The sequence below is a fragment of the Blastococcus sp. CT_GayMR20 genome, from assembly GCF_004570345.1.
In genome coordinates this window covers 1-25,829 of sequence record NZ_SPQM01000041.1, presented here as the reverse complement: position 1 = coordinate 25,829, position 25,829 = coordinate 1, and the positions used below count along the sequence as shown (strand labels likewise).

27 protein-coding genes and 1 riboswitch are annotated in these 25,829 nt (G+C 70.5%); of the genes, 14 read left to right on the top strand and 13 right to left on the bottom strand.

Annotation, left to right across the window (positions count from 1 at the left end; genetic code table 11):
* Nucleotides 1-427 precede the first annotated feature (427 nt).
* The 10 genes from E4P40_RS11810 to E4P40_RS11765 form a co-directional block, all read right to left on the bottom strand.
* Complete coding sequence (locus E4P40_RS11810) at nt 428-814, bottom strand: DUF2267 domain-containing protein (protein ID WP_135158812.1); 387 nt, start codon at nt 812-814, stop codon at nt 428-430.
* A 273-nt stretch (nt 815-1,087) separates the two neighbouring features.
* Nucleotides 1,088-1,615: a general stress protein gene (locus E4P40_RS11805; RefSeq protein WP_209305279.1), complete on the bottom strand. Its 528-nt coding sequence runs from the start codon at nt 1,613-1,615 to the stop codon at nt 1,088-1,090.
* Between the two features lie 366 nt (nt 1,616-1,981).
* Nucleotides 1,982-2,866, bottom strand: a complete 885-nt coding sequence (thiD, locus tag E4P40_RS11800) for a bifunctional hydroxymethylpyrimidine kinase/phosphomethylpyrimidine kinase (protein WP_135158811.1) — start codon at nt 2,864-2,866, stop codon at nt 1,982-1,984.
* Entirely contained in the window at nt 2,863-3,450 is a 588-nt protein-coding gene (locus tag E4P40_RS11795; RefSeq protein WP_135158810.1) for a thiamine phosphate synthase, read from the bottom strand. Before E4P40_RS11795 ends, thiD begins: the two co-directional genes overlap by 4 nt.
* On the bottom strand, nt 3,447-4,259 hold the full coding sequence (locus E4P40_RS11790; protein ID WP_135158809.1) for a thiazole synthase: 813 nt from the start codon (nt 4,257-4,259) through the stop codon (nt 3,447-3,449). The genes E4P40_RS11795 and E4P40_RS11790 overlap by 4 nt, the downstream gene beginning before the upstream one ends.
* A 5-nt stretch (nt 4,260-4,264) precedes the next feature.
* Nucleotides 4,265-4,474 carry a sulfur carrier protein ThiS gene (thiS, locus tag E4P40_RS11785; protein WP_245160279.1) on the bottom strand — a complete coding sequence of 70 codons (210 nt, stop codon included), beginning with the start codon at nt 4,472-4,474 and terminating at the stop codon, nt 4,265-4,267.
* On the bottom strand, nt 4,471-5,580 hold the full coding sequence (thiO, locus tag E4P40_RS11780; RefSeq protein ID WP_135158808.1) for a glycine oxidase ThiO: 1,110 nt from the start codon (nt 5,578-5,580) through the stop codon (nt 4,471-4,473). Before thiO ends, thiS begins: the two co-directional genes overlap by 4 nt.
* Nucleotides 5,577-6,203, bottom strand: coding sequence for a thiamine phosphate synthase (thiE, locus tag E4P40_RS11775; RefSeq protein ID WP_135158807.1), 627 nt, complete (start codon nt 6,201-6,203; stop codon nt 5,577-5,579). The genes thiO and thiE overlap by 4 nt, the downstream gene beginning before the upstream one ends.
* Nucleotides 6,200-7,549, bottom strand: coding sequence for a cytosine permease (locus tag E4P40_RS11770; protein ID WP_135158806.1), 1,350 nt, complete (start codon nt 7,547-7,549; stop codon nt 6,200-6,202). Before E4P40_RS11770 ends, thiE begins: the two co-directional genes overlap by 4 nt.
* A riboswitch (TPP riboswitch) is annotated at nt 7,539-7,651 on the bottom strand. (Overlaps the previous gene by 11 nt.)
* Before the next feature lie 339 nt (nt 7,652-7,990).
* Nucleotides 7,991-8,527 (bottom strand): universal stress protein, encoded by a 537-nt coding sequence (locus E4P40_RS11765; RefSeq protein WP_167762193.1) that lies wholly within the window; start codon nt 8,525-8,527, stop codon nt 7,991-7,993.
* A 614-nt stretch (nt 8,528-9,141) separates the two neighbouring features.
* Here E4P40_RS11765 and ftsH point away from each other — a divergent pair.
* The 7 genes from ftsH to E4P40_RS11730 all read left to right on the top strand — a co-directional run bounded on the left by ftsH (nt 9,142) and on the right by E4P40_RS11730 (nt 15,803).
* Nucleotides 9,142-11,322, top strand: a complete 2,181-nt coding sequence (ftsH, locus tag E4P40_RS11760) for an ATP-dependent zinc metalloprotease FtsH (protein WP_348519643.1) — start codon at nt 9,142-9,144, stop codon at nt 11,320-11,322.
* 188 nt (nt 11,323-11,510) lie between these two features.
* The gene (locus tag E4P40_RS11755; RefSeq protein ID WP_135158803.1) at nt 11,511-12,899 is read left to right on the top strand and encodes an NAD(P)/FAD-dependent oxidoreductase; all 1,389 of its coding nucleotides are present in this window, start codon (nt 11,511-11,513) and stop codon (nt 12,897-12,899) included.
* A 192-nt stretch (nt 12,900-13,091) separates the two neighbouring features.
* Nucleotides 13,092-13,535 carry an Hsp20/alpha crystallin family protein gene (locus E4P40_RS11750; RefSeq protein WP_135158802.1) on the top strand — a complete coding sequence of 148 codons (444 nt, stop codon included), beginning with the start codon at nt 13,092-13,094 and terminating at the stop codon, nt 13,533-13,535.
* A gap of 164 nt (nt 13,536-13,699) precedes the next feature.
* Complete coding sequence (locus E4P40_RS11745) at nt 13,700-14,434, top strand: peroxiredoxin (RefSeq protein ID WP_209305277.1); 735 nt, start codon at nt 13,700-13,702, stop codon at nt 14,432-14,434.
* 46 nt (nt 14,435-14,480) lie between these two features.
* Nucleotides 14,481-14,771 carry a glutaredoxin family protein gene (locus E4P40_RS11740; protein ID WP_209305276.1) on the top strand — a complete coding sequence of 97 codons (291 nt, stop codon included), beginning with the start codon at nt 14,481-14,483 and terminating at the stop codon, nt 14,769-14,771.
* 82 nt (nt 14,772-14,853) lie between these two features.
* On the top strand, nt 14,854-15,237 hold the full coding sequence (locus E4P40_RS11735; RefSeq protein ID WP_135158801.1) for a DUF2267 domain-containing protein: 384 nt from the start codon (nt 14,854-14,856) through the stop codon (nt 15,235-15,237).
* A 92-nt stretch (nt 15,238-15,329) separates the two neighbouring features.
* On the top strand, nt 15,330-15,803 hold the full coding sequence (locus E4P40_RS11730) for a DNA starvation/stationary phase protection protein (RefSeq protein WP_135158800.1): 474 nt from the start codon (nt 15,330-15,332) through the stop codon (nt 15,801-15,803).
* Between the two features lie 118 nt (nt 15,804-15,921).
* Here E4P40_RS11730 and E4P40_RS11725 read toward each other — a convergent pair whose 3' ends face one another.
* From E4P40_RS11725 to E4P40_RS11715, 3 genes are all read right to left on the bottom strand, one after another.
* The gene (locus tag E4P40_RS11725; protein WP_280790606.1) at nt 15,922-16,317 is read right to left on the bottom strand and encodes a KUP/HAK/KT family potassium transporter; all 396 of its coding nucleotides are present in this window, start codon (nt 16,315-16,317) and stop codon (nt 15,922-15,924) included.
* A gap of 33 nt (nt 16,318-16,350) precedes the next feature.
* Entirely contained in the window at nt 16,351-17,079 is a 729-nt protein-coding gene (locus E4P40_RS11720) for a beta-phosphoglucomutase family hydrolase (protein ID WP_135158798.1), read from the bottom strand.
* A 548-nt stretch (nt 17,080-17,627) separates the two neighbouring features.
* Nucleotides 17,628-18,935 carry a PP2C family protein-serine/threonine phosphatase gene (locus E4P40_RS11715; RefSeq protein WP_135158797.1) on the bottom strand — a complete coding sequence of 436 codons (1,308 nt, stop codon included), beginning with the start codon at nt 18,933-18,935 and terminating at the stop codon, nt 17,628-17,630.
* A gap of 145 nt (nt 18,936-19,080) precedes the next feature.
* Between E4P40_RS11715 and E4P40_RS11710 the strand changes: the two genes are divergently transcribed.
* From E4P40_RS11710 to E4P40_RS11675, 7 genes are all read left to right on the top strand, one after another.
* Entirely contained in the window at nt 19,081-20,250 is a 1,170-nt protein-coding gene (locus E4P40_RS11710) for an IS701 family transposase (RefSeq protein ID WP_135158796.1), read from the top strand.
* Nucleotides 20,251-21,013: 763 nt separating this feature from the next.
* On the top strand, nt 21,014-21,718 hold the full coding sequence (locus E4P40_RS11700; protein WP_209305275.1) for a DUF308 domain-containing protein: 705 nt from the start codon (nt 21,014-21,016) through the stop codon (nt 21,716-21,718).
* Nucleotides 21,719-21,867: 149 nt separating this feature from the next.
* A complete protein-coding gene (locus E4P40_RS11695) occupies nt 21,868-22,365 on the top strand; it encodes an Hsp20/alpha crystallin family protein (protein WP_135158794.1) in 498 nt (165 codons plus the stop codon).
* A 128-nt stretch (nt 22,366-22,493) separates the two neighbouring features.
* The gene (locus E4P40_RS11690) at nt 22,494-22,883 is read left to right on the top strand and encodes a hypothetical protein (protein ID WP_135158793.1); all 390 of its coding nucleotides are present in this window, start codon (nt 22,494-22,496) and stop codon (nt 22,881-22,883) included.
* Nucleotides 22,884-22,962: 79 nt separating this feature from the next.
* Nucleotides 22,963-24,861: a molecular chaperone DnaK gene (gene dnaK, locus E4P40_RS11685; RefSeq protein ID WP_135158792.1), complete on the top strand. Its 1,899-nt coding sequence runs from the start codon at nt 22,963-22,965 to the stop codon at nt 24,859-24,861.
* Between the two features lie 7 nt (nt 24,862-24,868).
* Entirely contained in the window at nt 24,869-25,519 is a 651-nt protein-coding gene (locus E4P40_RS11680) for a nucleotide exchange factor GrpE (protein WP_135158791.1), read from the top strand.
* The coding region (locus E4P40_RS11675; protein WP_167762192.1) for a DnaJ domain-containing protein at nt 25,519-25,829 on the top strand (311 nt) is incomplete at its 3' end. The genes E4P40_RS11680 and E4P40_RS11675, both read left to right, overlap by 1 nt.

Genomic DNA, 25,829 nt, shown 5'->3' with positions numbered 1-25,829 from the left:
AGATTCCGCTCCACGAGTTCTCTATCGGCGGTTTGCCGGTTTGTCGTGACCCTGGCCACCGCCAGCTACCGCGCCGGGAATTCTACGTAACGGGCAAGCTGGGTGCGGTCACCACAGCCGCGATGCTGGACCGCCGTGACGCACGACGCAGCTAGTCGGCACGGCGCCAGACTGCTGATAGCCGACACCAGTATCACCAGGCCGGAGGGACGTGCCGGTGGAGGTGCTGGGGGCTCTGCCTACAGCACCGGACCGATGTTCGCCGTGCTCGACCCGGCTGGGTACACGCCATGGTCAAGCCGTGGCCGACCCGGTTCGGTGATACCCGGCTACCGAGTGGTGAGCAGGGTGACTGGTGTAGAAGCGTCGAGCGAGCGCAGGCCGCCGACGGGCTCGTCAGCCCGCCGGCGGCCCGCTGGGCCACGGGTCAGGCGAGATCTGGCTTACCGAACAGCTCGGCGTAGCCGGGCTGCAGCTGGGTCAGAATCTGGTTGAGCTGGCCGCCGGTCACTGCCTCGCCAACCGTCGTCAACACAGCGCTGACATCCCACTTGGCGGCCTCCTCGGAGGTCCCGAGCGCTTCCGCGGCTCGCGAGAGGAACTCCGTGACGCCGAAGCGTTCGGCCGGTCCATCGGCGTCAAGCAAAGGTGGCTGTAGCTCAGGGGGAAGTTGCGCGGCGAGGTCCTTGGCCTCACCGCCGACGAGCCGCTGACCCAGCAGCGCCAGGGTGGCGGCGGTGACCCGCTGGGCCTCGGCGGCGTCGTCGTAGCCGCCGCGTTCACGAACCTTGGCGTAAAACTCGTGCGCCTTCATCAAGCCTCCTCGTGGTGTCAGTTGGCTTCGGGTCAAGGTTGCTGGGCGGGAGCCTGCGAACCTCCCTGCATCCTCAACCGTGGATCGCGGGTACCGAGACGCTTTTGATCAGCCGGGGCGCCTTTACAGCACTAGGCCTGACCGCGCGCAGAAAGCGCAACTTGCACGGTTGAACTGGTCCTTCTAGTGCCCGCGAGGTGACGATGCTGGTCGACCCTCTGCCCGCGGATGGGTAAGCGCCCTTTCCCGCGATTGGGGTGGCCTACGCGACATTCATTTCCTGACGCCCAGGCCACGTCCGGGCGCGCCCGGACGCTCGAGCAGCTGCATCGCCTGCTGAGCAACATGCACATCGACAAGCACATCGTAGCTGTCTGCCCGCAATCCTGGCATGGAGGAAAAGTCCCGGCGCCCGCGGGTCAGTGCGTGCGTCAGTGCGCCCAGCACAGCACCGAGAATGGCGCCAAACACCAGCCCATACAGGGCTAGCAGCACGCCCGTGACCAGCGGGTTGATCCAGTCGAAGAGTCCGAACAGCCACCCGAACAATGCCCCGATGATCGCACCGCTCAGTGCCGAGCTACCCGCCGCCCGGCCAATGGTCATGCGACCGGTAACCTGTTCATAGCTAGTGAGACCACGCCCGACGATAGCCGTTCGCTCTACCGGAAAGCCGTGGTCAGAAAGGTAGTCGACCGCCCGTTCCGCGTCGGTGTAGTTGGGATATGACCCGATCACGACCTGACCGCCAGTCGCGTGTCGCCCCCACTCGCCGGTGGGGCTGTAGCCGCTGTCTGTCATCGATGTTTCCCTCCTATCGCCTCCGTATCGACTTGGGTTGCACCATTGTATGACCCAGTGTCACACAACTGCGTTCCCACCCCGGCCGGCAAGTATTCCTCCCCTAGCGCTGCACCTCGCTCGGGTGTGTCGCTGCGGGATCGGCCCAGGGCTGCCCAGCGCTTCTGGATGTGAGGGGGAGGGCCTGGTGGCCAAGGTGCCGGACTGGGCGGCTGGCCTGGAGGAGCTGCAGGCCGGGATTCCTGGTGGGTTCGTCCGGGCGGAGGCCGGGCCCCGTCCGTCTCGGCCGGGATACGGCGACCGGCAACGGTGATGTGCGGGCCGGACCCGCACAGGTTCCCAGGGCCGTGGTCGACGCAGGGTCTTTCATAGGCGAGCGTCGGGTACCGGGCAGGGACCGACCTGGCACTGCTGAGCGTCAACCTCCCTATCGTGGGCTGCGGTGGTCGGTGCGGGGCCCAGGTGGTTGAGGGGCCCGTGGCCATGGCCCAGTCGCCAGGCGGCGCCGAGAGCGATCGCCTGGGTGACGAAAGCCTTCGCACCTTCGATCGCCTCGCGCACCCCCTGGGCCGTAGCCAGGCCCGCTGCGGTGGCGGAGGCAAAGGTGCAGCCGGTGCCGTGATTGTTCGGGGTGTCGATCCTGGGCCCCCGCAGCTCGTAGACCCGCTCGCCGTCCCACGCAACATCGACTGTCTCGTCGGCCGTATCGGTGACCGCATGGCCGCCCTTGACCACCACGGTGGCCGGGCCGAGCGCGCCGAGCGTACGGGCCGCTTCCCGCTGTTCGTTCAGGGTGCGGATGCGGGCGCCGAGCAGGAGTTCGGCCTCGCGGAGATTGGGGGTGAACACGGTCGCATGCGGCAGCAGGGCCGTCAGGTAGAGCTGCTCGGCCTGGGGTTCGAGCAGCCGGTCACCGCTGGAGGCGACCATCACCGGATCGACGACGAGCCTGGGCAACCGGCCGGCGGCGGCGAGGTCAGCGACGGCCTGCACGGTCTCGGCGGTGGCGAGCATGCCGGTCTTCACCGATGCGACCGGGAGGTCATCGACGACCGCCTGGACCTGGGCGACGACGAATTCGGCGGGCACCGGGTGGATGCCGTGGACGCCCACGGTGTTCTGTGCGGTGACTGCCGTGATCGCCGAGGTGCCGAAGACGCCGAGCGCGGCGAAGGTCTTCAGGTCGGCCTGGATGCCGGCGCCGCCGCTGGAGTCCGAGCCGGCGATGGTGAGCGCCACGGGCGGGGTCATGCGACCGCCTCTCTCAGCGCGGCGAGGTAGGCGGGAACGAGCGTAGGGGCGCGCATGATCGCCCCCATGACCGCGACGCCCCGCGCCCCGGCGGCGAGGCAGCCTGCGACGTCGTCGGGTCGGATTCCCCCGAGGGCGTAGGCCGGTGGCGCTCCGGTGATCAGCGTGGCGAGTCCCGCCGGCCCCAGCGCCGGTCCGTAGCCGGGCTTGGAGGCGGTGGGGAAGACGGGGGAGATCATTACGTAGTCGCAGCGCTCCCGCCGTGCCCGTAGCACCTCGTGGCGGTCATGGCAGGAGCGGCCGACCAGCTTCGGCCTCGGGTCGGGAAAGGGATCGGTCGCCGCCAAATGAACCGCCTCGGCGTGGCCGTTGCCCGCGGCGCCGGCGCGGATCAGCACGCCACCGACCGGGGCGAGCAGGGCGCGAAGCTGCTCGGCCAGGCGGTCGCGTTCGTGGTCGGGCAGGTCCTTCTCCCGGAGCACGACAGCCCGGGCGCCGCCGTCGACGGCTGCGGCGACCGCATCGACCAGCGGCCCGGGGCACTGGGTCCGGTCGGTGAGTACCAGCAGCGGCGGCAGCTTCACAGCTCTGCCAGCCCTTCCATCGGGGTGGACGCCTCGGCGTGCCAGCGGCGTGGGATGCGGCCGGCGCCGCGGGCGAGCCGGCCGGCTTCGACGGCATGCCGCATCGCCAGCGCCATCCGCTCCGGATCGCGGGCCCGGGTCACGGCCGAGGCGAGCAGCACGGCGTCGCAGCCGAGTTCCATCGCCAGATTCGCGTCGGAGGCGGTGCCGATGCCGGCGTCGAGCACGACCGGCACGTCGACCGCCTCGCGGAGCAGCGCGATATTGTGCGGGTTGCGGATGCCCAGGCCGCTGCCGATGGGGGAGCCCAGCGGCATGACGGCGGCGCATCCGGCGTCGGCCAGGCGTCGGCCCAAGATCGGGTCGTCGTTGGTGTAGGCCAGCACGGTGAAACCGTCGCCGACGAGCTGTTCGGCGGCGTCCAGCAGCTCCACCGCGTCGGGCAGCAGGGTGACATCGTCGCCGATGACCTCGAGTTTGACCCAGGAGGTGTCGAACGCTTCGCGGGCCAGATCGGCGGTGAGCACCGCTTCCCGCGCGGTCCGGCACCCGGCCGTGTTGGGCAGCAGCCGGACTCCGCAGCGGTCGAGCACCTCCAGCAGCCCCCCGCCGGTCGAGGCGTCCACCCGGCGCAGCGCGACCGTGACCAGCTGGGTTCCCGATGCCACGACGGCCCGTTCGAGCGCCTCGAGGCTGGGGACGCCTCCGGTGCCGAGCAGCAGTCGGGAGGTGAACGTCTCTCCCGCGACCATGAAGGGGTCGGCGGCCTCCTGCTGTTGCGGGGTCGAATCCACCTGGTGTGTCGTCATCTGGGTCAACCTCCTGCGGTTGGGGCGAGGACCTCGATGCTGTCGCCGGGAGCCAGCGCGGTCGTCTCCCACCTGCTGCGCGGCACGACCTCGCAGTTGACCGCGACCGCGACCCGACGGTGCGCGCCCCCGAGCGCCGTGACGAGGACTGCCACCGTCGCGGTCTGGTCGATCTCGGTCGGTACGCCGTTGACCGTCACCTGCACGTCGGTCACCTCCGGAACCGGTCGACGGTGAAGGGTCCGGCGAGCGCCGGGAGGCTTCCCGAGTCGAGCAACTCGGCGATCGCCTCTCCGGTGACAGGTGTCAGCAGCACGCCGTTGCGGTAGTGCCCGGTGGCCAGCACCAGGCCGGGTAGGCCCGACTGCCCGAGCACCGGGGCGTTGTCCGGGCTGCCGGGACGCCACCGGGCCAGCGTCTCCACCAGCTCCAGTTCGGTGACCCCGGGGACGACGTCGATCGCGTCGTGCAGCAGGTCGTGCACGCCGCCGGCGGTGACCGCGGCGTCGAAGCCGCGGTCCTCGACGGTGGCGCCGACGACCAGCCGGTCATCGCCAGAGGGCACCAGGTAGACCTGCCGGCCCCGCACCAGCGCGCGCACGGTGCCATTGAGCAGGCCGGCGGCCCCGCGCAGCCGCAGGATCTGGCCCTTGACGGGCCGCACGGGCAGCGAAGGCACCCCCGGTAACGAGGCGCTGTGCGCCCCGAGCGCGAGGACGACGGCGTCCCCGGCCAGTTCCTCGCCGCCGGCCAGCCGCAGCCCGGTGGCCCGCCCGCCCTGGACCCGGACCGCTTCGACCCGCGAGCGGACCAGTTCCACGCCGGCGGCCGCGGCGGCGGCCAGCAGCGCCCGGTGCAACGCCCGCGGATCGACCGAGTGATCGCCGGGCACGTGCAGTCCCCCGCGCACCCGCGGGGTCAGGGAAGGCTCGTGTCGGCGGGACTGGCGGCCGGTCAGCCGATGGACCTCCAGGTCGAGTTCTTGCTGGAAGACGTGTAGCGCGGACAGCGCACGCAGATCGTCCTCGTCGAAGCCGACGAGCAGGGTTCCGGCGGTGCGCAGCCACACCGCAACGCCGCCGACCTGCGCCAGTTCCGCGACGAAGGCGGGATAGCGCTGCAGCGAGGCCAGGCACAGCCGCAGCAGCGGCTCCTCGCCGTAGGCCACCTCGGTCACCGGCGCGAGCATCCCGGCCGCGGCGTAGGAGGCGCCGGCGCCGGGAGCGTCGTCAACGACAGTCACCGCCAGGCCGCGCTGCGCCGACCGCCACGCGACCGACAAGCCGATCAGGCCGCCGCCGGCGACCACGACGTCGGTCACCGGGCACCGCCAAGTTGGGAGAGGAACCGGCGGGTGGCAGCGGCCGGGTCCGCTGCGCCGGACACCGCCGAGACCACTGCCACTCCCCAGGCGCCGGCCGCGAGTAGCTCGGGAACGCGTTCGGCGGTCACCCCGCTGATGGCGATGACCGGCACGTCGACCGCGCCGGCCACGGCTCCGACCCCGGCCGGGCCGATCGGCTCCGGCAGCCCGGACTTGGTCGTCGTGGCGTAGGCGGGTCCCACACCGATGTAGTCCGCGCCCGCCGTCACCAGATCGCGGGCCTGCTGCGGGTTGCGCGCCGTCCCGCCGATCACGTGTCCCGGGCCCGCCACCCGACGGACGGCGGCGACCGGCAGATCGTTGGCGCCCAAATGGGTACCGGTGGCCCCCACGGCGAGGGCCACGTCGACGCGGTCGTTGACGATGCAGGTGGCCCCCGAGCCTGCGCAGATCGCGGTCACGGCGGCGGCGAAGTCGTACAGCGCGCGGTCGGTGCAGTCCTTCTGCCGGATCTGCACCACCGGTGCGCCGGCGGTGACCGCGGCGACGACGGCGTCGAGGGCGAGCTGCCCGCCCCGCGGGTCGGTGAGGACGTGCAGCCGGCCGATCACGGCTCTCACCGGACCACGGCCCGCCGGGCCCGAACCACGTCGGGGAGGGAGAGCAGGGCGGCGAGGCCGGCGGCGACGGCCAGGCTGACCAACGACGCCGACCAGCCGTTGGCCGGGTCGATACCCAGATCGGCCTGTCGGGCCGCCCACCAGGCCGTCCAGCCCGCGCCCGGCCCGGCGAAGAACGTCGGCAGGGTCAGCTGGTAGGCCAGGAAACCGGCCGCCCAGGCCACCAGGAGCAGGGGCCGCGCCGGGGCGGTGTCCGACACGTCCCACGCGCCCCGCGGCAGCAGCCAGTAGGCGACGATGAAGACGCCGACGAGGGGGACGAACACTGCGCCGATCAGGAAGAGGAAGGGCTCGTAGGCGACCAGGTCGACCGCGAGCGCCAGGGCGGTGGCGAGCACCCCCACGATGCCGGCCAGGACCCGGCGGTCGAGGCGGCCCACGATGTTCTGCGCTGAGACCGCGGTGGAGTAGAGGTTGGCGAAGGCCTCGTCCACCTCCACGACCAGCAGCACCAGGACGGCGAGCAGCCCGAGCGGCACGGCCAGCAGCGCGTCGACGACGTCGAGGCCGGCCCGGCCGTAGGCGACCAGCGCCAGCGCACCGAGGGTGAACAGGGCGATGGCGGCGGCGCCGTAGCCGGCGGCGGCGCCGATGAACGCGTCCCGTCCCCGGCGTACGTGCCGGGTGTAGTCCGCCGCCAGCGGGAACCAGGAGACCGGCAGCGCGATCACGATGTCGGCCGCCGTCCAGAACGACGCCGCCCCGCCCTCGGTGACCGGGGGCAGCGGTCGGGACAACACTTCGACGAAGAGGTAGACCAGTGCCGCGAGTGCCGCCCACACGGCGTAGCGCGCCAGCACCCGCACCGCTCCCAATGGGCGTAGCGCCATCAGCGTCGCCAGCGCCCCGGCGGCCAACACGAAGGGCCAGCGGGGCGCGCCGAGTGCCCGCGAGGCGGCCTCCGCGATGATCCACACCTCGAACGCCGCCCACCCCACGCATTGCACGAGGTTGAGGGCGGTGGGCAGGTACGACGTCCGCCGGCCCAGCAGGCCGCGCATCAGCACCATCGCCGGGACGCCCTCCCGGGCCCCGGCCGCCGCGCCCAGCCCCAGCAGCACCGAGCCGATCACCGCACCCACGACGATCGCGCCGATCGTCGCCGACAGCGGCCGGTCGGCGAGCACCACGTAGGTGGCCGCGACCGGCAGCAGCAGGCTGATGCCCAGGTTGCCCCACAATCCCGCGGTGTCCCGCAGGCCGAGGGTCCGCGGCGGCGGCTCGGACAGGGTGATCGGGGCGTCCGCTGAGGACGGGGTGGGACGCGCCGCGCCGGACGTGCTCATGATCGCTCCCTACGCCGGCATTACCCGGTCAGGTTCAAGCGGTCGGCGGCACGTTCAGCCGCCCTCTCAGCCCGGTGACTCCGAGCTCCCGCACATGGCCCCGCCAGTCTACCTGCAGGACCACGGCCCCAAGGGCTGGCCTCCAGGCGGTGACGGCGGAGCCCCGAGGCGTCGAGCAGGGTCGCCTCCAAGCTGAGCGGATCGGCCGCCATTGCAGACGAGGTGTCCTCCCCAGGCATCCGGCGTGCGAGTTGCCCCGTGAACCGGCCCCGTGAACGTGCCCGTTCCCGACGCCCCGCGACAGGCGTGGCCGGGTTGGTCGAGGCCAGGGGCCTACTGACTCGGCGGGCGCACGATGACGTTGTTCTCAGCTCAGCGGCGAAAGGAGAGCGGGCCGCGCGTCTACCTCACTCGGTTCGGCGCGGCTCCGCTGCCGGTCGGTCAGGACCATGAGTACCGGACGTTGGGCGTGGTGGGCGACTGCCTTGGCCACTCCGCCGAGCGCCAGCATGGGGCCGACTGAACGCCCCGGGAGCCGACCACGATGGCTACCGCGTGTTGCTGGGCCGCATACTCCGACAGCGTCTCGGCGACGCCCACCGCGCCCACTCCCCGGCGTGGAAGATGGACCACGTCAGGGTCTGTGCCGGTGTTCTGCTCGTCTTCGACACTCGCTCGCATGATGCGGCGCTGCGGGAACAGCTGAGCGGCACGTGCGCGCGCCTGCGCGGAGCCGGGGGAGCCGTCCTGCGCCACCAGAATTGGCCCGTCGGTGGCGGCCGCCCATTCGCCGGTGGTCAGTGGGTGCGGGACGACGAGAACGGGCACCGGGCTGATCTGCACGACGATGTCGGAGACGCTCCCCAGCAGCGCCTTGAGACCGCTGAGCCCCCGGGAGCCGATGACCACGACCTGGCTTCCGTGGCGTTCTGCCAGCTGAGCAAACTGGTAGCCGACGCCGCCGTAGCCGCGCTGCACCAAAGGCCGCGCGCGGTCGAACCGGCGGCCTGCGCGATGGCGACCCCGAGCCCGGCGACCCGTCCGGCCTCGGCGGCACCTTCTGACTCCAGGGCCTCCATCAGCTCATCCAGGGTGGCCGCGTCGCGCCTCAACCGATGGCGCAGCTCCGGAAAGTCGAACGGCGGTTCCCACTGGTGGACGACCTGCGTCACCGCCGCTGGAAGCAGTCGGGCGCCGGCTTGAATGGCGGTGCTGGCGCTCAGTGACCCGTCGTAGCCCACGAGTACGGGGACTACTGAACCTTCGCAAGTGTTCACCACGGGCAGTATGCCGAACGGGCGACGGCGACCGCGAAGGAGTCAGGGCGGAGGGCTGCCCAGCCCGGTCCGCGGTGGACCGGCGGGCTCTTCGTCTGAGTTCCAGATGGTCGGGCCGCCTCGAGCCGTCCGCGGGTCCTCAGCGTCAGCCGGTGGAACGCTGGCCGACGACGGGCGAGCCTGGCCGCAGATCGGGTGTTCATCGCGGATCACGCCGGGCAAGACTGTTTACGCCACCGATTCGGGCGCTCGCCGTCCGGGAGCAAGGTGGCGTGGGGCTGGCGGCAGCGCGGACCCGCCGACGGTAGGGCGCTGATGAGGAGGCACAGCATGACCGTCCGGGAGGATGGGGCTCTCACCGACTGGGGCCCCGCGGTCAATCGACGTGATGGGACCAGGCAGGACAACGGGGCCAGCCCCCGGTGGCGCCCCCCGTGGCGAGTGGAGGGGGAGCGACCGGATACCGAATCCGACCGGTGGACGGCGAGCTGGCGCCGGCCGGGCGGTAGTCGGTTCTGGCTCGTACTGGCGGGATTGCTCGTTCTGAACTGGGTGGTGTCGGGCCTACTGCTGGCGCCACCGCAGCGCTTGGAGGTGCCGTACACGTTCTTCCGTGAGCAGGTGGAGGCGGGCAACGTCGCCGAGGTCACCACCATCGGCGACACCATCGAGGGGAGATTCGAGGAGGCGGTCACTTTTCCCCCCGAGGAGCAGGGGTCGCAGGGCGGTGACGGCCGGGAACAACAGTCCCCTGCTGAACTGAGTCGGGCCCTGGGTGGGCAGCCCCAGAGCGGAACGCTGTTCTCCACCCAGCGACCTTCTTTCGCCGACGACGGTCTGATGGACTTGCTGCTGAGCGAGGACGTCACCGTGAACGCCGAACCGCCGGACCGCGTCCCGGTCTGGCAGCAGTTCTTGTTCGGCTTCGGTCCCACCATCTTGCTGGTGGCCCTGCTGGTGTGGCTGGCTCGGCGCTCGGCCGGCGCCGCCGGCCTGGGTGGAGGACTGGGGCTGGGCAGGTCCAAGGCCCGCCGTTACAGCCCGGAGACCGGCCCGCGCACCACGTTCGACGATGTGGCCGGCATAGATGACGTGGAGGAGGAGGTCAAGGAGATCGTCGACTTCCTCCGAAACCCCGACCGCTACCGGCGCCTCGGCGCCACCGTGCCCAGGGGAGTGCTGCTCACCGGACCACCGGGCACCGGCAAGACCCTGCTGGCCCGCGCCGTCGCCGGCGAGGCCGGTGTGCCCTTCTTTTCAGTCTCGGCCGCCGAGTTCATCGAGATGATCGTCGGCGTCGGCGCCAGCCGGGTCCGGGACTTGTTCGAGCAGGCCAAGAAGGAAGCCCCGGCGATCATTTTCATCGACGAACTCGATGCGATCGGCCGGGCTCGCGGCGGCGGCGTCAGCCTCAGCGGGCACGACGAGCGCGAGCAGACCCTCAACCAGATCCTCACCGAGATGGACGGCTTCGACGGCAGCGAGGGCGTGGTCGTCATGGCGGCGACCAACCGCCCGGAGATCCTCGATCCCGCGCTGCTGCGGGCCGGCCGGTTCGACCGCCGGGTGGCGGTCAACCCGCCGGATACCACCGGCCGTCAGCAGATCCTTGCTGTCCACACCCGCGGCGTGCCGATCGCTGACGACGTCGACCTGGCCGTGCTCGCCTCCGCCACGCCGGGCATGGTCGGCGCCGACCTGCGCAACCTGGTCAACGAGGCCGCGCTGCTCGCCGCCCGTCGCAATCACGACCGTGTGCAGATGGCCGACCTCACCGACGCGCTGGAGAAGATCGTCCTCGGCGCGGAGCGCAAGATCCTGTTGACTCCCGAGGAGCGGGAGCGCACCGCGTATCACGAGTCCGGGCATGCGCTGCTCGGCATGCTCACCCCTGGTGCGGACCCGGTGCGCAAGATTTCGATCATCCCGCGCGGGATGGCTCTCGGCGTCACCTTGCAGAGCCCAGAGACCGACCGCTACGGCTACAGCCGACGCTATCTGCGGGGGCGGATCGTCGGTGCGCTCGGCGGTCGGGCGGCCGAGGAACTGATCTACGGCGACATCACCACCGGGGCGGAGAACGACCTCGAACAGGCCACCAAGATCGCCCGGCAGATGGTTGGCCGGTGGGGCATGTCCGAGGCCGTCGGGCCGGTCTCGGTGCTACCCGATCCGCGCACCGAGCAGCCCCTCGCCCTGGACGGCAGCGGGCCGGCGCCGGCCACCCGCGAGCTGGTCGACGCTGAGGTGCGGCGGATCCTCGACGAGTGCTACGCCCAGGCCCGCGTCACCCTGACCGAGCACCGGGAGCGCCTCGACCGCCTCGCCCGGGCGCTGTTGGCGGCCGAGACCCTCGACGCCGAGCAGGCCTACGAGGCCGCGGGGCTGCCCCGGCGGGCGCTCGAGGACACCATGCTCCCGTCCGCGGCAGAACACCCCAACCCAGCGGCGCACGCCAGTCGGCCCGGTGAACCGGTGCCGATCGGTGAGCGTTAGCTCGACTAGGTCGTGTCCAGCAAACCCCCGACTCTGTACCGCGTTCGTGGGCTGGCCCGTCCGGGTGCCACCCAAAGCACCGGGACAGGCCCACACCGGCCGCACCTGCCGGCCGGTGTGACCGGACACACAGGTCCGGGTCGAGGTCGTGAGGTTGCGTCCCCGGCCGTCGCGGTTAGCCATCTGGCATGGCTCAGCGACCCGTGATCCTGATGGTGGGCGGGGGCTACGTCGGCCTCTACACCGCGCTGCGGCTGCAGAAGCGGCTCGTCCGCGGGCAGGCCGAGATCGTGGTGGTCGACCCACAGCCGCACATGACCTACCAGCCGTTCCTGCCCGAGGCCGCCGCCGGCTCGGTCGAACCGCGGCACGTCGTCGTCCCACTGCGCCGGACACTGCGCGGCTGCCGGATCATCACCGGCGCGGTGACCGGCCTGTGCCACGCCGAGCGCACCGCCCACGTCGCCCCACTGGAAGGAGCGCCTTTCGAGCTCTCCTACGACGTGCTCGTCATGGCCGCCGGCTCGGTGGCCCGCACCCTGTCGATCCCGGGGCTGGCCGAGCACGGCATCGGCTTCAAGACCGTCGGCGAGGCCATCTACCTGCGCAACCACGTCCTGGCCCGGCTCGACGCCGCCAGCTCTACGGACGACCCCGCGGTGCGCCGCAGGGCACTCAGCTTCACGTTCGTCGGCGGTGGCTACGCCGGCATCGAGGCGCTGGCCGAGCTGGAGGACATGGCCCGCTATGCCATCGAGCACTACCACCCGCGGCTCTCCCCGGCCGACATGCGCTGGGTGCTGGTCGAGGCGACCGGCCGCATCCTGCCCGAGGTCGACCTCGACCTGGCCGCGTGGACGGTGCGTCAACTGAAGGCCCGGGGCATCGAGGTGCGGCTGAACACCCGGCTGGAGTCGGTGTCCGACGACGGGGTGGTCCGGCTCTTCGACGGCGAGCAGTTCGCCGGCGAGACACTGGTCTGGACGGCCGGAACGAAACCGAACCCGGTCGTGGCGCACACCGACCTGCCGGTCGACGGCCGCGGCCGGGTGCGGTGCGACGCGACGCTGCAGGTGACCGGCCTGCGCGACGCCTGGGCGGCCGGGGATCTCGCCGCCGTGCCGGACCTGACCGAGCCAGGCGCGACCACCGCGCCCAACGCCCAGCACGCCGTCCGGCAGGCCAAGCGGCTGGCCGACAACATCGTCAAGGTGCTGGCCGGGCAGGAACCGGTGCCCTACCGGCACCGCTATGTCGGGTCGGTCGCCAGCTTGGGGCTGCACCGGGGGGTGGCCCAGGTCTACGGGATCAAACTCAGGCGGTGGCCGGCCTGGCTGATGCACCGCGCCTATCACGTCAGCCGCATGCCGACGTTCGACCGCAAGGTCCGGATCGTCGCCGACTGGCTGCTGGCCTCGTTGTTCCGTCGCGAGGTCATCGCACTAGGCCAGGTCCTCGATCCGCGGCGAGAGTTCGTCTCGGCCGCGCGCAACGCCGACAGCAGTCGACCGCTCTCTCCCATGCCCGCTTCTCCGCCGCTCGAAGGACGAGGCGCTCCCCGGCAGGTCGCAAACTGAACGGGGGTCACGGCGGACGTCTCCCGCCAGCCCTCCGCAGGTCGACCGACTTCCGCGACCTGAAGCGGACGTCTGGTGACGCAACTCTTCCGGGGAATCTATAGTCAACACTGCAGGTTTAAGTAAACGCCGGCTGGAGTACTTCACAGTCGCAGTTCACATCCTTCCGGTTCGCAAAGGAGGTTGACTCAGATGACACTGCCTGTCCGTTCCCGTTCGCGCGCAGTCGCCGGCTGGGATCCCTTCCGTGAGCTGGACGAGCTCACCCAGCGCGTCAACTCCCTGTGGGAGGCCAACGCCAGCGGCGGCCTCCAGGGTTGGGCTCCGCTGGCCGACGTGGAGGAGACCGACGACGCCTACGTCGTCGAGATCGATCTGCCTGGGATCAAGCGCGAGGACATCGACATCCAGCTCAGCGACCGCCAGCTCACCGTCTCCGGTGAGGTCAAGGAGAAGGAGCGCACCGGAATCCTGCGCCGACGCACCCGCCGGGTCGGGGAGTTCCACTACTCGGTCACCCTGCCCGCCGACGTCGACGCGGACAAGGTCAGCGCTCACCTCGACGACGGCGTGCTGACTGTGCGCGTGCCCAAGCCCGAGCAGGCCAAGCCCCGCCGGATCCAGATCAGCAGCTGACCGGGATGCGGCCTCACCGCATACCCCGCCGTCCCTCGGGTGGTCGCTCACCCGGCCGCCCGGTCTTCGTTCCGGGTCGGCGCCCACGGCGGCGCCGACCCGGGACGCCGGGCGTCCCCGCCGTGCACTGACGAAGCCGTTCACTGACGAAGAGGTGTGATGCCATGACGTCATCCGCTGTGATGCCTGTGGCGCCCAGTCGGCTCCAGCAGCTGGAGGAGCGTTTCGCCGAACTCGGCGACCAGCTGGACGACTCGCCGACGACCGAGGCGCTCTCGGTCCTACACGCGATCGTGCAGGAAGTGGCGCGGCAGGCCCCGTCGCCAGCGCCGGACCCGTCGGGAGCCACCGGCACCACGCTGCAGGACGTGGCCGACCTGTACCTGACCGCACCGCCGATGAGCGGAGCAGCCGAGTCCACCGGCCTCCCGGTGGGCACGCTGGCGCCGGACTTCACCCTGCCTGACGTCAACGGCCAGCCGGTCAGCCTGTCCGACTTTCGCGGCCGCCCCGTCGTGCTGGTCTTCTACCCGCTGGACTGGAGCCCCGGATGCAGCCGCCAGCTGGAGCTCTACCAGCAGGAGCTGGCGGAGTTCGAGGCCCGCGGTGCGGCGCTGATCGGGGTCTCGGTCGATTCGATCTACAGCCATGGCGCCTGGGCCGCCGTTCGCGGGATCACCTTCCCGCTGCTGGCGGACTTCCACCCCAAGGGAGAAGTCGCCCGCCGGTACGGCGTGTGGCGGGAATCCGACGGCTTCAGTGACCGTGCGCTGTACGTCATCGACGCCGACGGGGTGATCCGCTACGCCGATGTGTCCCCACGGGTGGAGCACCTGCCTGACATCTACGACCTGTTCGCCGCGCTCGACCGGCTGACGGACCAGCCATCGGCGGCCTGAGCGCGAGCCCCCATCACACCAAGCTGACAAGGAGGGAGGTATCAGCATGACGGCCCCCGTCATGCCCGGTGTGCGCCCGGCCGTCGCCGTCGCTCCGGTCACCGTCTACGGCAACCGGTGGTGCGGCATCACGCAGATGACTCGCCGCATCCTGGATCGGGCCGGTGTGCCTTACCGGTACGTCGACCTCGACCTGCACCCGGAGATGAAGCGGCGGCTGCGCTGGATGGCCGGCGGTGACCTGCGCAACCCTGTCGTCAACGTCGCGGGCGAGTGGCTGGAACAGCCGACCCCGCGAGAGCTGCAGTGGGTACTCGCCCGGCACAGGCTGATCTGACCCGACCGCCGAACCCCGCAGGACCTGACAAGGCCCCCGCTCGTGATCCCGGTGCATGCAACAGGAGCAAGGAAGGAGCGTCATGCGATACGACGAGTTCCTCGCCAAGGTCCGCGAACACGGCGAGTACGCCGACCAGACCGAAGCCGACCGCGCGACACGCGCCGTGCTCGGCTTGCTCGGCCAGCGACTGGTGGACGGCGAGCGCAAGGACCTCGCTGCCCAACTCCCGGGCGAGCTGCAGGACGCCGTGCTCACCGCCGGACCCCAGGAGGCGTTCGGTGTGGAGGAGTTCCTGCGCCGAGTGGCCGGAGAACTGTCCGCCACCGAGGAGACCGCACGGTGGGACGCCAGCGCCGTGCTCACCACACTGGCCGAGGCGGTCAGCGGCGGAGAGCTCAACCAGATCCTCACCCAGCTCCCGGCTGGCTACGCCCCGCTGTTCGGCAAGGCAGACCTCGCCTGACCGTCAGCCAGGCCCATCGTGGTCTACGGGGGCGCTGACTACGAACAACCGATGAATGTCCAACAACATCCACGACGAGGAGGGAGTCGGAGATGGCACTGATCAAGAGCCCCCTTCCCGAGAACGTTCAGAAGATCGCCGGTGAGGCGCTGCAGGGCACCCTGGTCGACCTCAGCGACCTGAGCCTGATCGCCAAGCAGGTGCACTGGACGATCGTGGGCCGCAACTTCCGCAGCATCCACCTGCAGCTCGACGACGTGGTGGACACGGCTCGGCAGTACACCGACGTGGCGGCCGAGCGCGCGGCCGCGATCGGCGTCCTGCCCGACGGCCGCGTCGACGCCCTGCGGGCGCAGAGCCGGGTGCCCCAGCCTCCGGTCGAGTGGATCCAGACCGAGGATGCGATCGCGTTCTTCGTCGACGTCTTCGACCAGATGGTCGCCCGTATGCGCGAACGCATCGACGCGACCGAGGAGGACCAGGTGACCCAGGATCTGCTGATCGAGATCACCGCGGCCCTGGAGAAGCATTACTGGATGTGGCAGGCGGAGAACCAGTCCCGCTGAGAGGCCACGTGCTCGCAACGGCCGGTCCCCGCTCGGGGGCCGGCCGTTGCAGTCTGTGGCTCGTCAGATGTCGACCTGTTCAGGTCAACGCCGGGTCCTGCGCCTCCATGGTCTTGCGCTAGGGCCCGCCGCAGAACTTCAGGAAAGTCCATCTTGTCCTGAAATCCGAATGCGACATCGACGTGCAGTATCCCTTCCTGTGATCACCCACGTACTCAACAGTGAGCCGCCGACTCCACGGAATGTGCGGCACGGGCTCGGTGCGCCCGGAGATGATGACCACCTGTTCATGCACCAGCCGGTTGTGCTCGATGTTGGCACGCAGGGCCAGCGGGGCCGTTTCCTTCGCCGCATGCGGAAGGACCGCAACGCCCGGCACCCGGTGCACGCGGCGAGCCTGGACCGTGCACACGACATCATCCAGCGGGCCTTCCAGGGCCCGCCGACGCACGGTGACCATCTCGCGACCACGTCGCCACGTGGACATCACCATGAAGACCGCACTCGCGATCAGAACTGTCAGCCAGCGAGGGTGGCTACGAGCCGGCTACGACGGGGCCAGCAGCTGCTCCAGGTCGGCGATGACGACATCGGCGCCCTGGGCTCGAAGTTCAGATGCCTGCCCCACCCGGTCCACGCCGACGACGTAACCGAACCCCCCTGCCCGGCCGGCGAGCACTCCGGCGAGCGCGTCCTCGAACACGGCCCCCTGTGCCGGCGGCACACCCAATGCTCGCGCCGCAGCGAGGAAGGTATCGGGCGCCGGCTTTCCGCGCAGACCGTCGCGGGCGGCAATGATGCCGTCGATCCGGACATCGATCAGCCGGGAGAGCCCACTGGAGGCCAGCACCTCGGCACCGTGAACCGAGGCCGTCACGACCGCGGCGAGCAGACCGGCGTTCTTGACTGCCTCCAGGTAGCGCGCCGCGTCGGGGTAGACGGCGACGCCATGGTCGTTCAGCTGGCGCCGGAAGAGCTCATCTTTGCGTTGGGCCAGGCCGTGCACGGTAACCGCCCCCGGCGGATCCGTCGGGCTGCCCTCGGGCAGGACGATGCCGCGGTGGGCCAAGAAGTCGCGGACACCGTCCGCCCGCGGCTTGCCGTCGACGTAGCGGCGGTAGTCCTCGAGGCTGAACGGGCGCTGCCCGGGGTAGGTCGACTGCAGGAAGTCGTCGAACACCCGTTTCCACACGGCCTGGTGGACGGTGGCGGTCTGCGTCACGACTCCGTCCATGTCGAAAAGACAAGCCCGAATGCGTTGGGGGAGACCGAGCACACCCTCACGGTAGGGACGCCACGGGCGAGGCTGCGCCAGGGGTCTATCCGTCGCAACCGAGGGAGGCCGGGACTCAGTGGCTTGCCTCGCCTCGGCGTTCCGCGGGTGGGTGGCTTGGGCGCTGGTCTTCGGCGGCGCTGATCGCGAGCGATAGAGGCCCGAACCGGAGATCAGTGCATGGAAGATTAGCGAGACGCTGAGTGAGAGTTCAACCACTGTGGGGCTCGTCGCGGCCCGTCGACTCGCTGGGGCCGGAGCCGATGGTCAATCGCCGGTCCCCGAAGATGAGGGAGTGGAGATCTGGCCGGGGCAGCCCTTCCGCTGGGTGCCACGTATGACGGCAGCGGCACCAACTTCTCGTTGTTCTCGCAACCCGGTCGTCGGGCACGCCGCTGGCGACGTCCTGGTGCTCGGCGCACATTCCCTGCTGCTCCTCCGCCGGACCAAGTGACACGCGGCGGCAGCTCCCGGGCACCAATGAGACCGGGAATGCGACACCGTTCGGGTTGCGACCGAGGCAGTCACCAGGCGACAGAAGCGCCGTCCTGTCAGCGCTGACGATTGCCGTGACCAGTCGGACTGGCCTCTGGAATGTCGATGGCCAGTTCGTCGTCCCGCGGCGCCCCCTTGTACTCGATCAACAGCAGTGAGGCGTCGTCGCTGGTATGCCCGTAACGGGCGGCCATGAGCGCGTGGGACAGCCTCCGGACGGTCTCAGCGGCAGGGAGCCGCTGGGCGCCAATCTGCTCCAGGATCTGGTGGAGTCGGGACTCGCCGAACTGCTCGCCGCCCTCCAGCCGTTCCTCGATGACGCCGTCGGTGAACACGAGTAGTCGGTCGCCGGGCTCCAGCCGCACCGACATCACCCCGGCGACCGCGCCTCCGAAGCCGACCGGCCGAGTGACGGTCCCAGTCAACTCGCCGATCACCTTGCCGTCGCGCACCCACAGTGGCGCAGGATGTCCGGCGTTGATCCACGTCAACTCGCCACGCTCGGTGTCCAGGCGGCCGATCTGGGCGGTGGCGAACCGGTCTGGAAAGGCCTCGGCGACGACCTGATCCATCGCCGCGTACAGCTCGGGAAGTTCCAACCCGATGTGGCGCCCATGGCGGTAGGCAGCGATGACGACGGTGGCCACCGCTGCCGCCTCGAGACCGTGGCCCATGGCATCGAATACGCCGAAGTGCAGCACGTGGTCGTTCATCGCGTAGTCGAAGCTGTCGCCGCCGACCCGATAGGCCGGTTCGAGGGCGCCGGCCAGTTCCACGTCCGGATTCGTCATGGTCAGCGGTGGCAGGGCCCGCCGCAGCAACTGCGCTGCGACGCTCATCGGCTGCGCGGTGCGGGTCTGGGCGAAGGTGTCGGTGTATCCAGACTTGGTCACGATGAGGTCGGCGACCAGGCCGGCCAGCCGTTGTGCGAGGCGCCGATCAACGTCGTTCACGCCCGGAAGGCGCAGCGACAGAACCCCGATCCGGTCCGACCCATCGAGCATCGGCAGGTATATGCGCACCGAGCCGTCCGGGAGCTGCTCTTCGACCGGGGTGTCGGTGGCGAAGGCCCGCCCGGCCAGGCTGCCGTCGATGAGGACCCGTTCCCCGACCAAGCCATCGCCTTCCAGCGGCTGGAGGTGGACCTGGTCGTAGTCCTGCAGGAAGATCGCGATCTCGCTTCCGCCGACGGCGTGGATCTCCTGCGCCACCAGCGGTCCCACCAGTCGAGGCGGCATGACGTGGGCGCGATCGAGCAGTGAACCCAGCAGTGCCTCGCCCAGGCTTTCTGCCGTCGGTTGTCCCTCGACGGCACTGTGAAACCCCAGCGGCTCGGCCCCATTCTTCGCGGAAGCAGGTGGCATAGAACGATCATGCACGGAGCGCTCCGTCAGCAAACCAGCCAGGGGACTTGACCGGGGACGGTCCGCTGACCAGCACTGAATACTGCAACGGCACTCGTCCGTGTCGCTGCCGGGATCGGCTGGGGGCTGGTAGCAGCGTCTCCGGATGCGCTGCAATGGCCTGGTGGCCGAAGTGCAGGACTGGGCGGCGGGCCTGGAGGAAGTGCACGCCCGAATCGCCGGTGCGTTCGCCCGGGCCGAGCCGCGGGCTCGGGTGCTGGCCTATCTGCGCGGCCTGCTTGGCCAGCTGGAGCGCAAGAACGGCTGGACGCTGGCCGAGGCCGCCGGCGAGGTGTCTCCGGACGGGATGCAGCGGCTGCTGCGCACCGCGGACTGGAACGCCGAGGCGGTCCGCGACCAGCTGCGCGGTTACGTGGTGGAGCGGCTCGGCCCCGGCGGAGTGCTCATCGCCGACGAGACCGGGTTCATCAAGAAGGGCACCCGCTCGGCGGGGGTGGCCCGGCAGTACACCGGCACGACCGGCAAGATCGACAACTGCCAGATCGGCGTCTTCTGCGCCTACGCCACCGGCGCCGGAGGGGCGCTGATCGACCGGGAGCTCTACCTGCCGCGGGCCTGGACCGACGACCGCGATCGCGCCCGGGCCGCCGGCATCGGCGACGACGTCGGGTTCGCCACCAAGCCCGAGCTGGCCCGCCGCATGCTCACCCGCGCCCTGGATGCCGGCGTGCCGGCCGGCTGGCTGACCGCCGATGAGATCTACGGCCAGGGCAGACGGCTACGCGTCTGGTGCGAGCAGCACGGCCTGCCCTACGTGCTGGCCACCCGGTCGAACGACACCGTGGCCACCGTCGACTGGCGCCAGCGCCGGGTCCGCGCGCTGATCGCCGAGCTGCCCGAGTCGGCCTGGCAGCGCCGGTCGGCCGGCGCCGGTGCGCACGGCTTGCGCCTCTGCGACTGGGCGCGGGTCGAGGTGCTGACCGGGCCCGATCCCGGCTGGGCGCGCTGGGTGCTCGCCCGCCTGAGCACCCCCACCGACGGCGAGCAGGCCGAACTGGCCTTCTACGTCTGCGCCGGACCGGCCGAGACCAGCCTCGAGCAGCTCATCGCGGTGGCCGGCAGCCGCTGGCGCATCGAGGAGTGCTTCGCCGCCGCCAAGAACGAGGCCGGGCTGGCCTCCTATCAGGTGCGTGACTACACCGCCTGGTACCGGCACATCACCCTGGCCATGCTCGCCCACGCCTATCTGAGCGCCACCCGCGCCACCGCGGAAAAGGAGGCTCCGCAGCCTGAAACGACCAGCTCATCGCGCTGACCGGGCCCGAACTGCGGCGGCTGCCTCAACACCCTCATCCGCGCCCCGAGACCCGACCTGGACCACACCGCCGACTGGTCCTGGTGGCGCCGACGACGCCAGGCCCACGCCCGCGCCGCCCTCTACTGAGCCCGCGGACAGGCACCGCCATAACTGCCGTTGCAGGACAAAAGAGCGTGCCTGGAGATGTTTCGCCAAAGCCGCGATGGGAGAACGTAAAGGTTGTGAACACGGCCAAGACGCGGCCGACGTACCGAAGGGGGGAAGGGATGTTGGTCTGGTCGGTGCTGACCCTGCTCGGGTTTCTCGTGCTCACCGCAGTGGTGATCGCGCTCGGGACCTCCTCGACTGCCCGTTACGAACGTGAGCACAACGAGTCATCGCCGCCGGAAGCAGATGTGGGCAACCATGCACAGCTGGTCCCCGCGTAACTGAACCCGCCAGCTGGCAGGCGAGCCCGGACAGCAGCTGGAGAGGCGCCGCGCGGCTCCCTGTTTCCTGACGCCGGGCCCAGGCCGTGTCGCAGGCCCCCTCGGCGCCGCGTCCCGGCTCGGGCAGGGCAGCTCGGCCGCCGCCGAGCGCAGCGCGGACCGATCCCAGCGGGGCCCTCGCGATATGCCTGCATGTGGCACGTCGGCGGCTGGCCTGAGCGCACACGGTAACCCTGATGCGAACCACTAGTCCCAACTGCAGAAAATCTATGTTTGCGGCTGCAGGTTTGGGGAAGTGAGGGGATGCGACCGATCCCTCAAGGAAGGAGCAGATGGTCGCGATGGAAGCTCGCATCTCACTGCCCACTCGGGCCGGCGGCGTCAGGTGGGAAGCCCAGAGATCAGACATCGGCGGCGTAGACGCCGGCGGGCGTGGCCAGCGCAGGACACGGCTCATCGCCGGGCAGCTGCTCACGACGACGCTGGCGCTGCGGGGTCTGCTGGCGTTGCTCTTCGGTGTTCTGGCGCTTGTGTGGCCCGAGGTCACCATGCTTGCGCTGGCCCTGTTGTTCGGGGCGTACGCGATGGTGGACGGCGCTGGGCTGGTCGGCAGCGCTCTCGCCCGCGGGACGGGTCAGGAACGGCCGCGATGGGCACACCTGCTGGCCGGTCTTGCCGGCCTGCTCGCCGGCCTGATGAGCCTGCTGTGGCCGCAGATCACCGGGCTCGCCCTAGTGCTGTTGGCCGGTGCCTGGGCCATCATCACCGGCCTGTTGCAGGCGACCGCGGCTGTCACCGGCCTGTTGGAGGTTCCCTCCGGACTGCGGCCGCGTGAGGCGAGAACCGGTGAGGCCTTGCTCGCGGCCGCCGGCATCATCTCAGTGGTAGTGGGCATCGCGGTGCTGCTTCGGCCAGACGTCGGAGCCGTCGCGCTGGCCACGGTGCTGGGCATCTACGCCCTGATCGTCAGTGTCGTCCTCCTGGCCGCCGCATGGTGCCTTCACAGGAAGCCCGTCGTCGTGGTCCACAGGAGCTGAGCGATGCACCAGAGATCCGCACCCGCGCTGAGTCTCGCTTTCCGCTCGGCGGCGCCCGCCTCACCGAGCCAGTCAAGGCTTCGTGCCCGCCAAGCTCACGGGCACGAATCACCACAGAAGAACCACCACAGTCAGGAAGGAGCATGACCATGAGCGTGATGCGTTTCGAGCCGTTCGGGGACCCGTTCCGGGGTCTTGACCGGCTGACCAGCCAGCTGGTGTCGGGTCGGCGGACGCCGATGGGCATGCCGATGGACGTCTGGCAGGGCGATGACGGCTACCACGTCGCCCTTGACCTGCCGGGCATCGACCCGGGCAGCGTGGAGATCACCTGCGAACGCAACGTGCTGACCATCCGGGCCGAGCGCGGCGCGGAGTACGAGGAGGGCCACAACGTCCTGCTCGCCGAGCGCCCGCAGGGCACCTTCACCCGGCAGCTGCAGGTCGGCGACGCCCTGGACACCACGAAGGTGGCGGCCACGTACAACAACGGCGTGCTGAAGCTGACCATCCCGATGGCCGAGTCGGCTCAGCCACGCCGGATCGAGGTGCAGACCGGTGGCGGCGGGCAGCAGCAGCTGTCGGCCGGCGGCTCGCAGAAGAGCGGCGCCAAGTCCGGCGGCGGAGGCGGCGGCCAGCCGAGCTGAGCTGCGCGGTGGGCGGTGTGCGAGCCCGCGGCGGGCGCACCGCCCACCCGCCCGCTGAGGGGTTCGGCGGGCTGCCCCAGGTCCCCAGTTGGTGCGCGGCCATGACGGTTGAGAGGAGGTGAGGAGAGGTGCTCAGAGAAGTTGCGGTGGAGCGCTACCGCTTCACCTGCGCCGGCTGCGGGCACACCTGGAGCACCGACTACGACGTGCAGCACGTCGAGGACGGGCACGGCCTGGACTGGGAGTACTACTCCCTCAACGGCATCCCGGTGCCGGCCCCCACCGCGCCCGGATCCCTCATCTGTCCGCGCTGCGGGGCGACCTGGATCCACGTCCAGCTCGACGCCGTGCGCACCGTGCCGCTCGTCGAGCCGGCGGACGGCGAGGCCGATCCGGACCGTCCCCGCCAGCGTGTGGACGCCGGACGGCAGGCGGTCCGCCGCCAGGCGCCGCTGCTCTCCGGTGAGCAGCTTGTGTTCGGCGAGGCGGTCCCCGGCGTGCCGACCCTCGAGCCCTAGCCCGCCACCGGGCCTCGATGCATCCCCTGTCAGCTAAGTCTTTCGAATTCGTTTCCCTACGAGCACCCAGGAGGTTGAGATGGCTAAGGCGGTCGGTATCGACCTGGGCACCACGAACTCGGTGATCGCGGTCACCGAGGGCGGCAAGCCCACCGTCATCGCCAACGCCGAAGGTTCGCGCACCACCCCGTCGGTGGTGGCGTTCACCGAGTCCGGTGAGCGGCTGGTCGGCCAGCTGGCCCGCCGGCAGGCGATCCTGAACTCCAAGGGCACCATTTCCTCGGCCAAGCGGTTCATCGGCCGCCGGTACGACGAGGTGGTCAGCGAGAAGGACGCGGTCACTTTCGACGTCGTCTCCGGGCCCGAGGGCGCGGTGCGGTTCAACGTCCGTGGCAAGCAGTACGCGCCGGAGGAGATCTCCGCGCAGGTGCTACGCAAGCTGGTCGACGACGCGTCCAAGTACCTCGGGGAGAAGATCACCGAGGCCGTGATCACGGTGCCGGCGTACTTCAACGACGCGCAGCGGCAGGCCACCCGCGACGCCGGGCGCATCGCCGGGCTCGAGGTGCTGCGGATCGTCAACGAGCCGACCGCGGCGGCGCTGGCCTACGGCCTGGACAAGAAGAAGAACGAGACGGTGATGGTCTTCGACCTCGGCGGCGGCACGTTCGACGTCAGCCTCCTGGACGTCGGCGACGGCGTGGTGGAGGTCCGCGCCACCGCCGGCGACGGTCACCTCGGCGGTGACGACTTCGACCGCCGGATCGTCGACCACCTGGCCGAGGAGTTCCAGCGGGCCGAGGGCATCGACCTGCGCAAGGACCCGCAGGCGCTGCAGCGGCTGTTCGAGGCCGCGGAGAAGGCCAAGGTCGAGCTCTCCTCGGTCGCCGAGACCAGCGTGAACCTGCCGTTCATCACCGCGGACGCCAACGGCCCCAAGCACCTGAACACCACCCTGCGGCGGTCGACGTTCGAGTCGATCACCGCCGACCTGGTGGAGCGGTGCATGGGCCCGGTGCAGCAGGCGATGGCCGACGCGAAGGTGAGCGCCGACGACATCGATGAGGTGATCCTGGTCGGCGGCTCGACCCGGATCCCGGCGGTGCAGAACCTGGTGCGCCGGCTGACCGGCGGCAAGGACCCGAACATGTCGGTCAACCCCGACGAGGTGGTCGCGCTGGGCGCCGCGCTGCAGGCCGCGGTGATCAAGGGCGAGGTCAAGGACGTCCTGCTGCTCGACGTCACCCCGCTGTCGCTGGGTGTGGAGACGATGGGCGGGGTGATGACAAAGGTCATCGAGCGCAACACCACCATCCCGGCCCGCCGCTCCGAGGTCTTCTCCACCGCCGAGGACAACCAGCCCGCCGTCGACATCGTCGTGCTGCAGGGCGAACGGGAGCGGGCCAGCGACAACCGGGTGCTGGGCCGGTTCAAGCTGGAGAACATCCGGCCGGCGCCGCGCGGGGTGCCGCAGGTCGAGGTCACCTTCGACATCGACGCCAACGGCATCCTCAACGTGACTGCGAAAGACAAGGACACCGGGCAGCAGCAGCAGATCACCATCAGCGAGTCCTCCAACCTGGACAAGGGCGAGGTGGAGCGGATGGTGGCCGATGCGCAGCAGCACTCCGCCGAGGACGCCCGGCTGCGCGAGCTGGTCGAGGCGCGCAACACCCTCGACTCGGCCGCCTACCAGGTGGAGCGGCGGCTAGCCGAGCTCGGCGACGCGGTGCCGGTGCACGAGAAGGCGCGGGCGGAGATGCTCATCACCGACGCCCGGCAGGCGGTCAAGGACGACTCTCCGATCGACCGGCTGCGGTCGCTGACCGGTGAGCTGCAGCAGATCTTCCACGGCCTGGCCGCCGGCCCGTCCAACGGCGCCGGCCCGCAGTCGGGGTCCGATCCGGCCGGGCAGGGAGGAGCCGCGGGCGGCCCCGGCGACGATGACGTGATCGACGCCGAAGTCGTCGACGAGTGAGGCAGCCATGCCCGACAAGGACATCCCCACCCCGCCGTCCCGTCCCGCCGGGCCCGCCACGGCAGGCGGGACGGGCCCGGTGCCCGGATCAACCACAGCCGCGTCCACCACTCCCGCCGCCGACTCTGACGGTCAGGCTGCCATCGAACAGTTGGCACTGCGCGTCGCCGAACTGGAAGACCTGTGGCGGCGCGCGCTGGCCGATCTGGACAACATGCGAAAGCGGGCCGCGCGAGACGTCGAACAACAGCGCACCCAGGAACGAGCCCGGGTGGCTGCGGCTTGGCTGCCAGTAGTGGACAACCTTGAGCTTGCGCTGGCTCACTCCGGGGCCAGTCCCAGCGCCATCGTCGACGGCGTCCGAGCCGTCCTCGACCAGGCCCTGGGCGTGCTGCGCGGCCTCGGGTATCCACGGCGAGACGATGTGGGCACCACCTTCGATCCTGCCCGCCACGAGGCGGTAGCCACCCGGTCAGACCCGCACGCAGCGCCGGGCACGGTCGTCCAGGTGCTCAGAGCCGGTTACGGCGAAGGCGACCACCAGCTTCGCCCGGCCTCCGTAGTCGTTGCCGCAGGCAAGGACAACGGTCGTCACACCGAGGCGGAGGCCAGCGGTGGGGGTGGTGGCGACGACCGGAGGAATGCAGGGGCGCAGTGATGGGCGACCGTGACTACTACGCAGCGCTCGGGGTGACCCGTGGCGCCAGCTCCGAGGAGATCCAGCGCGCGTACCGCAAGCTGGCCCGCCAGTACCACCCCGACGTCAACAAGGACCCGGGCGCGGAGGAGAAGTTCAAGGAGATCTCTGAGGCCTACGACGTCCTCAGTGATCCGGAGACCCGCAAGCGGTACGACGCCTTCGGTCCCGACTTCCGCCAGGTTCCCGAGGGCGTGGACGCCGAGACCTGGCGCCGCGCCCGTGCGGGCGCGGCCGCCGGCGCGGGCGCCCGCCCCGGACCCGGCTGGTC

Excerpts from the sequence above, each read along its gene's own strand:
- E4P40_RS11810 (WP_135158812.1), bottom strand. The coding sequence starts at position 814 with ATGAAGGCGCACGAGTTTTACGCCAAGGTTCGTGAACGCGGCGGCTAC.
- E4P40_RS11805 (WP_209305279.1), bottom strand. The coding sequence starts at position 1,615 with ATGACAGACAGCGGCTACAGCCCCACCGGCGAGTGGGGGCGACACGCG.
- thiD (WP_135158811.1), bottom strand. The coding sequence starts at position 2,866 with ATGACCCCGCCCGTGGCGCTCACCATCGCCGGCTCGGACTCCAGCGGC.
- E4P40_RS11790 (WP_135158809.1), bottom strand. The coding sequence starts at position 4,259 with ATGACGACACACCAGGTGGATTCGACCCCGCAACAGCAGGAGGCCGCC.
- E4P40_RS11770 (WP_135158806.1), bottom strand. The coding sequence starts at position 7,549 with ATGAGCACGTCCGGCGCGGCGCGTCCCACCCCGTCCTCAGCGGACGCC.
- ftsH (WP_348519643.1), top strand. The coding sequence starts at position 9,142 with ATGAGGAGGCACAGCATGACCGTCCGGGAGGATGGGGCTCTCACCGAC.
- E4P40_RS11755 (WP_135158803.1), top strand. The coding sequence starts at position 11,511 with ATGGCTCAGCGACCCGTGATCCTGATGGTGGGCGGGGGCTACGTCGGC.
- E4P40_RS11750 (WP_135158802.1), top strand. The coding sequence starts at position 13,092 with ATGACACTGCCTGTCCGTTCCCGTTCGCGCGCAGTCGCCGGCTGGGAT.
- E4P40_RS11745 (WP_209305277.1), top strand. The coding sequence starts at position 13,700 with ATGACGTCATCCGCTGTGATGCCTGTGGCGCCCAGTCGGCTCCAGCAG.
- E4P40_RS11740 (WP_209305276.1), top strand. The coding sequence starts at position 14,481 with ATGACGGCCCCCGTCATGCCCGGTGTGCGCCCGGCCGTCGCCGTCGCT.
- E4P40_RS11735 (WP_135158801.1), top strand. The coding sequence starts at position 14,854 with ATGCGATACGACGAGTTCCTCGCCAAGGTCCGCGAACACGGCGAGTAC.
- E4P40_RS11730 (WP_135158800.1), top strand. The coding sequence starts at position 15,330 with ATGGCACTGATCAAGAGCCCCCTTCCCGAGAACGTTCAGAAGATCGCC.
- E4P40_RS11715 (WP_135158797.1), bottom strand. The coding sequence starts at position 18,935 with ATGCCACCTGCTTCCGCGAAGAATGGGGCCGAGCCGCTGGGGTTTCAC.
- E4P40_RS11710 (WP_135158796.1), top strand. The coding sequence starts at position 19,081 with ATGCGCTGCAATGGCCTGGTGGCCGAAGTGCAGGACTGGGCGGCGGGC.
- E4P40_RS11700 (WP_209305275.1), top strand. The coding sequence starts at position 21,014 with ATGGTCGCGATGGAAGCTCGCATCTCACTGCCCACTCGGGCCGGCGGC.
- E4P40_RS11695 (WP_135158794.1), top strand. The coding sequence starts at position 21,868 with ATGAGCGTGATGCGTTTCGAGCCGTTCGGGGACCCGTTCCGGGGTCTT.
- dnaK (WP_135158792.1), top strand. The coding sequence starts at position 22,963 with ATGGCTAAGGCGGTCGGTATCGACCTGGGCACCACGAACTCGGTGATC.
- E4P40_RS11680 (WP_135158791.1), top strand. The coding sequence starts at position 24,869 with ATGCCCGACAAGGACATCCCCACCCCGCCGTCCCGTCCCGCCGGGCCC.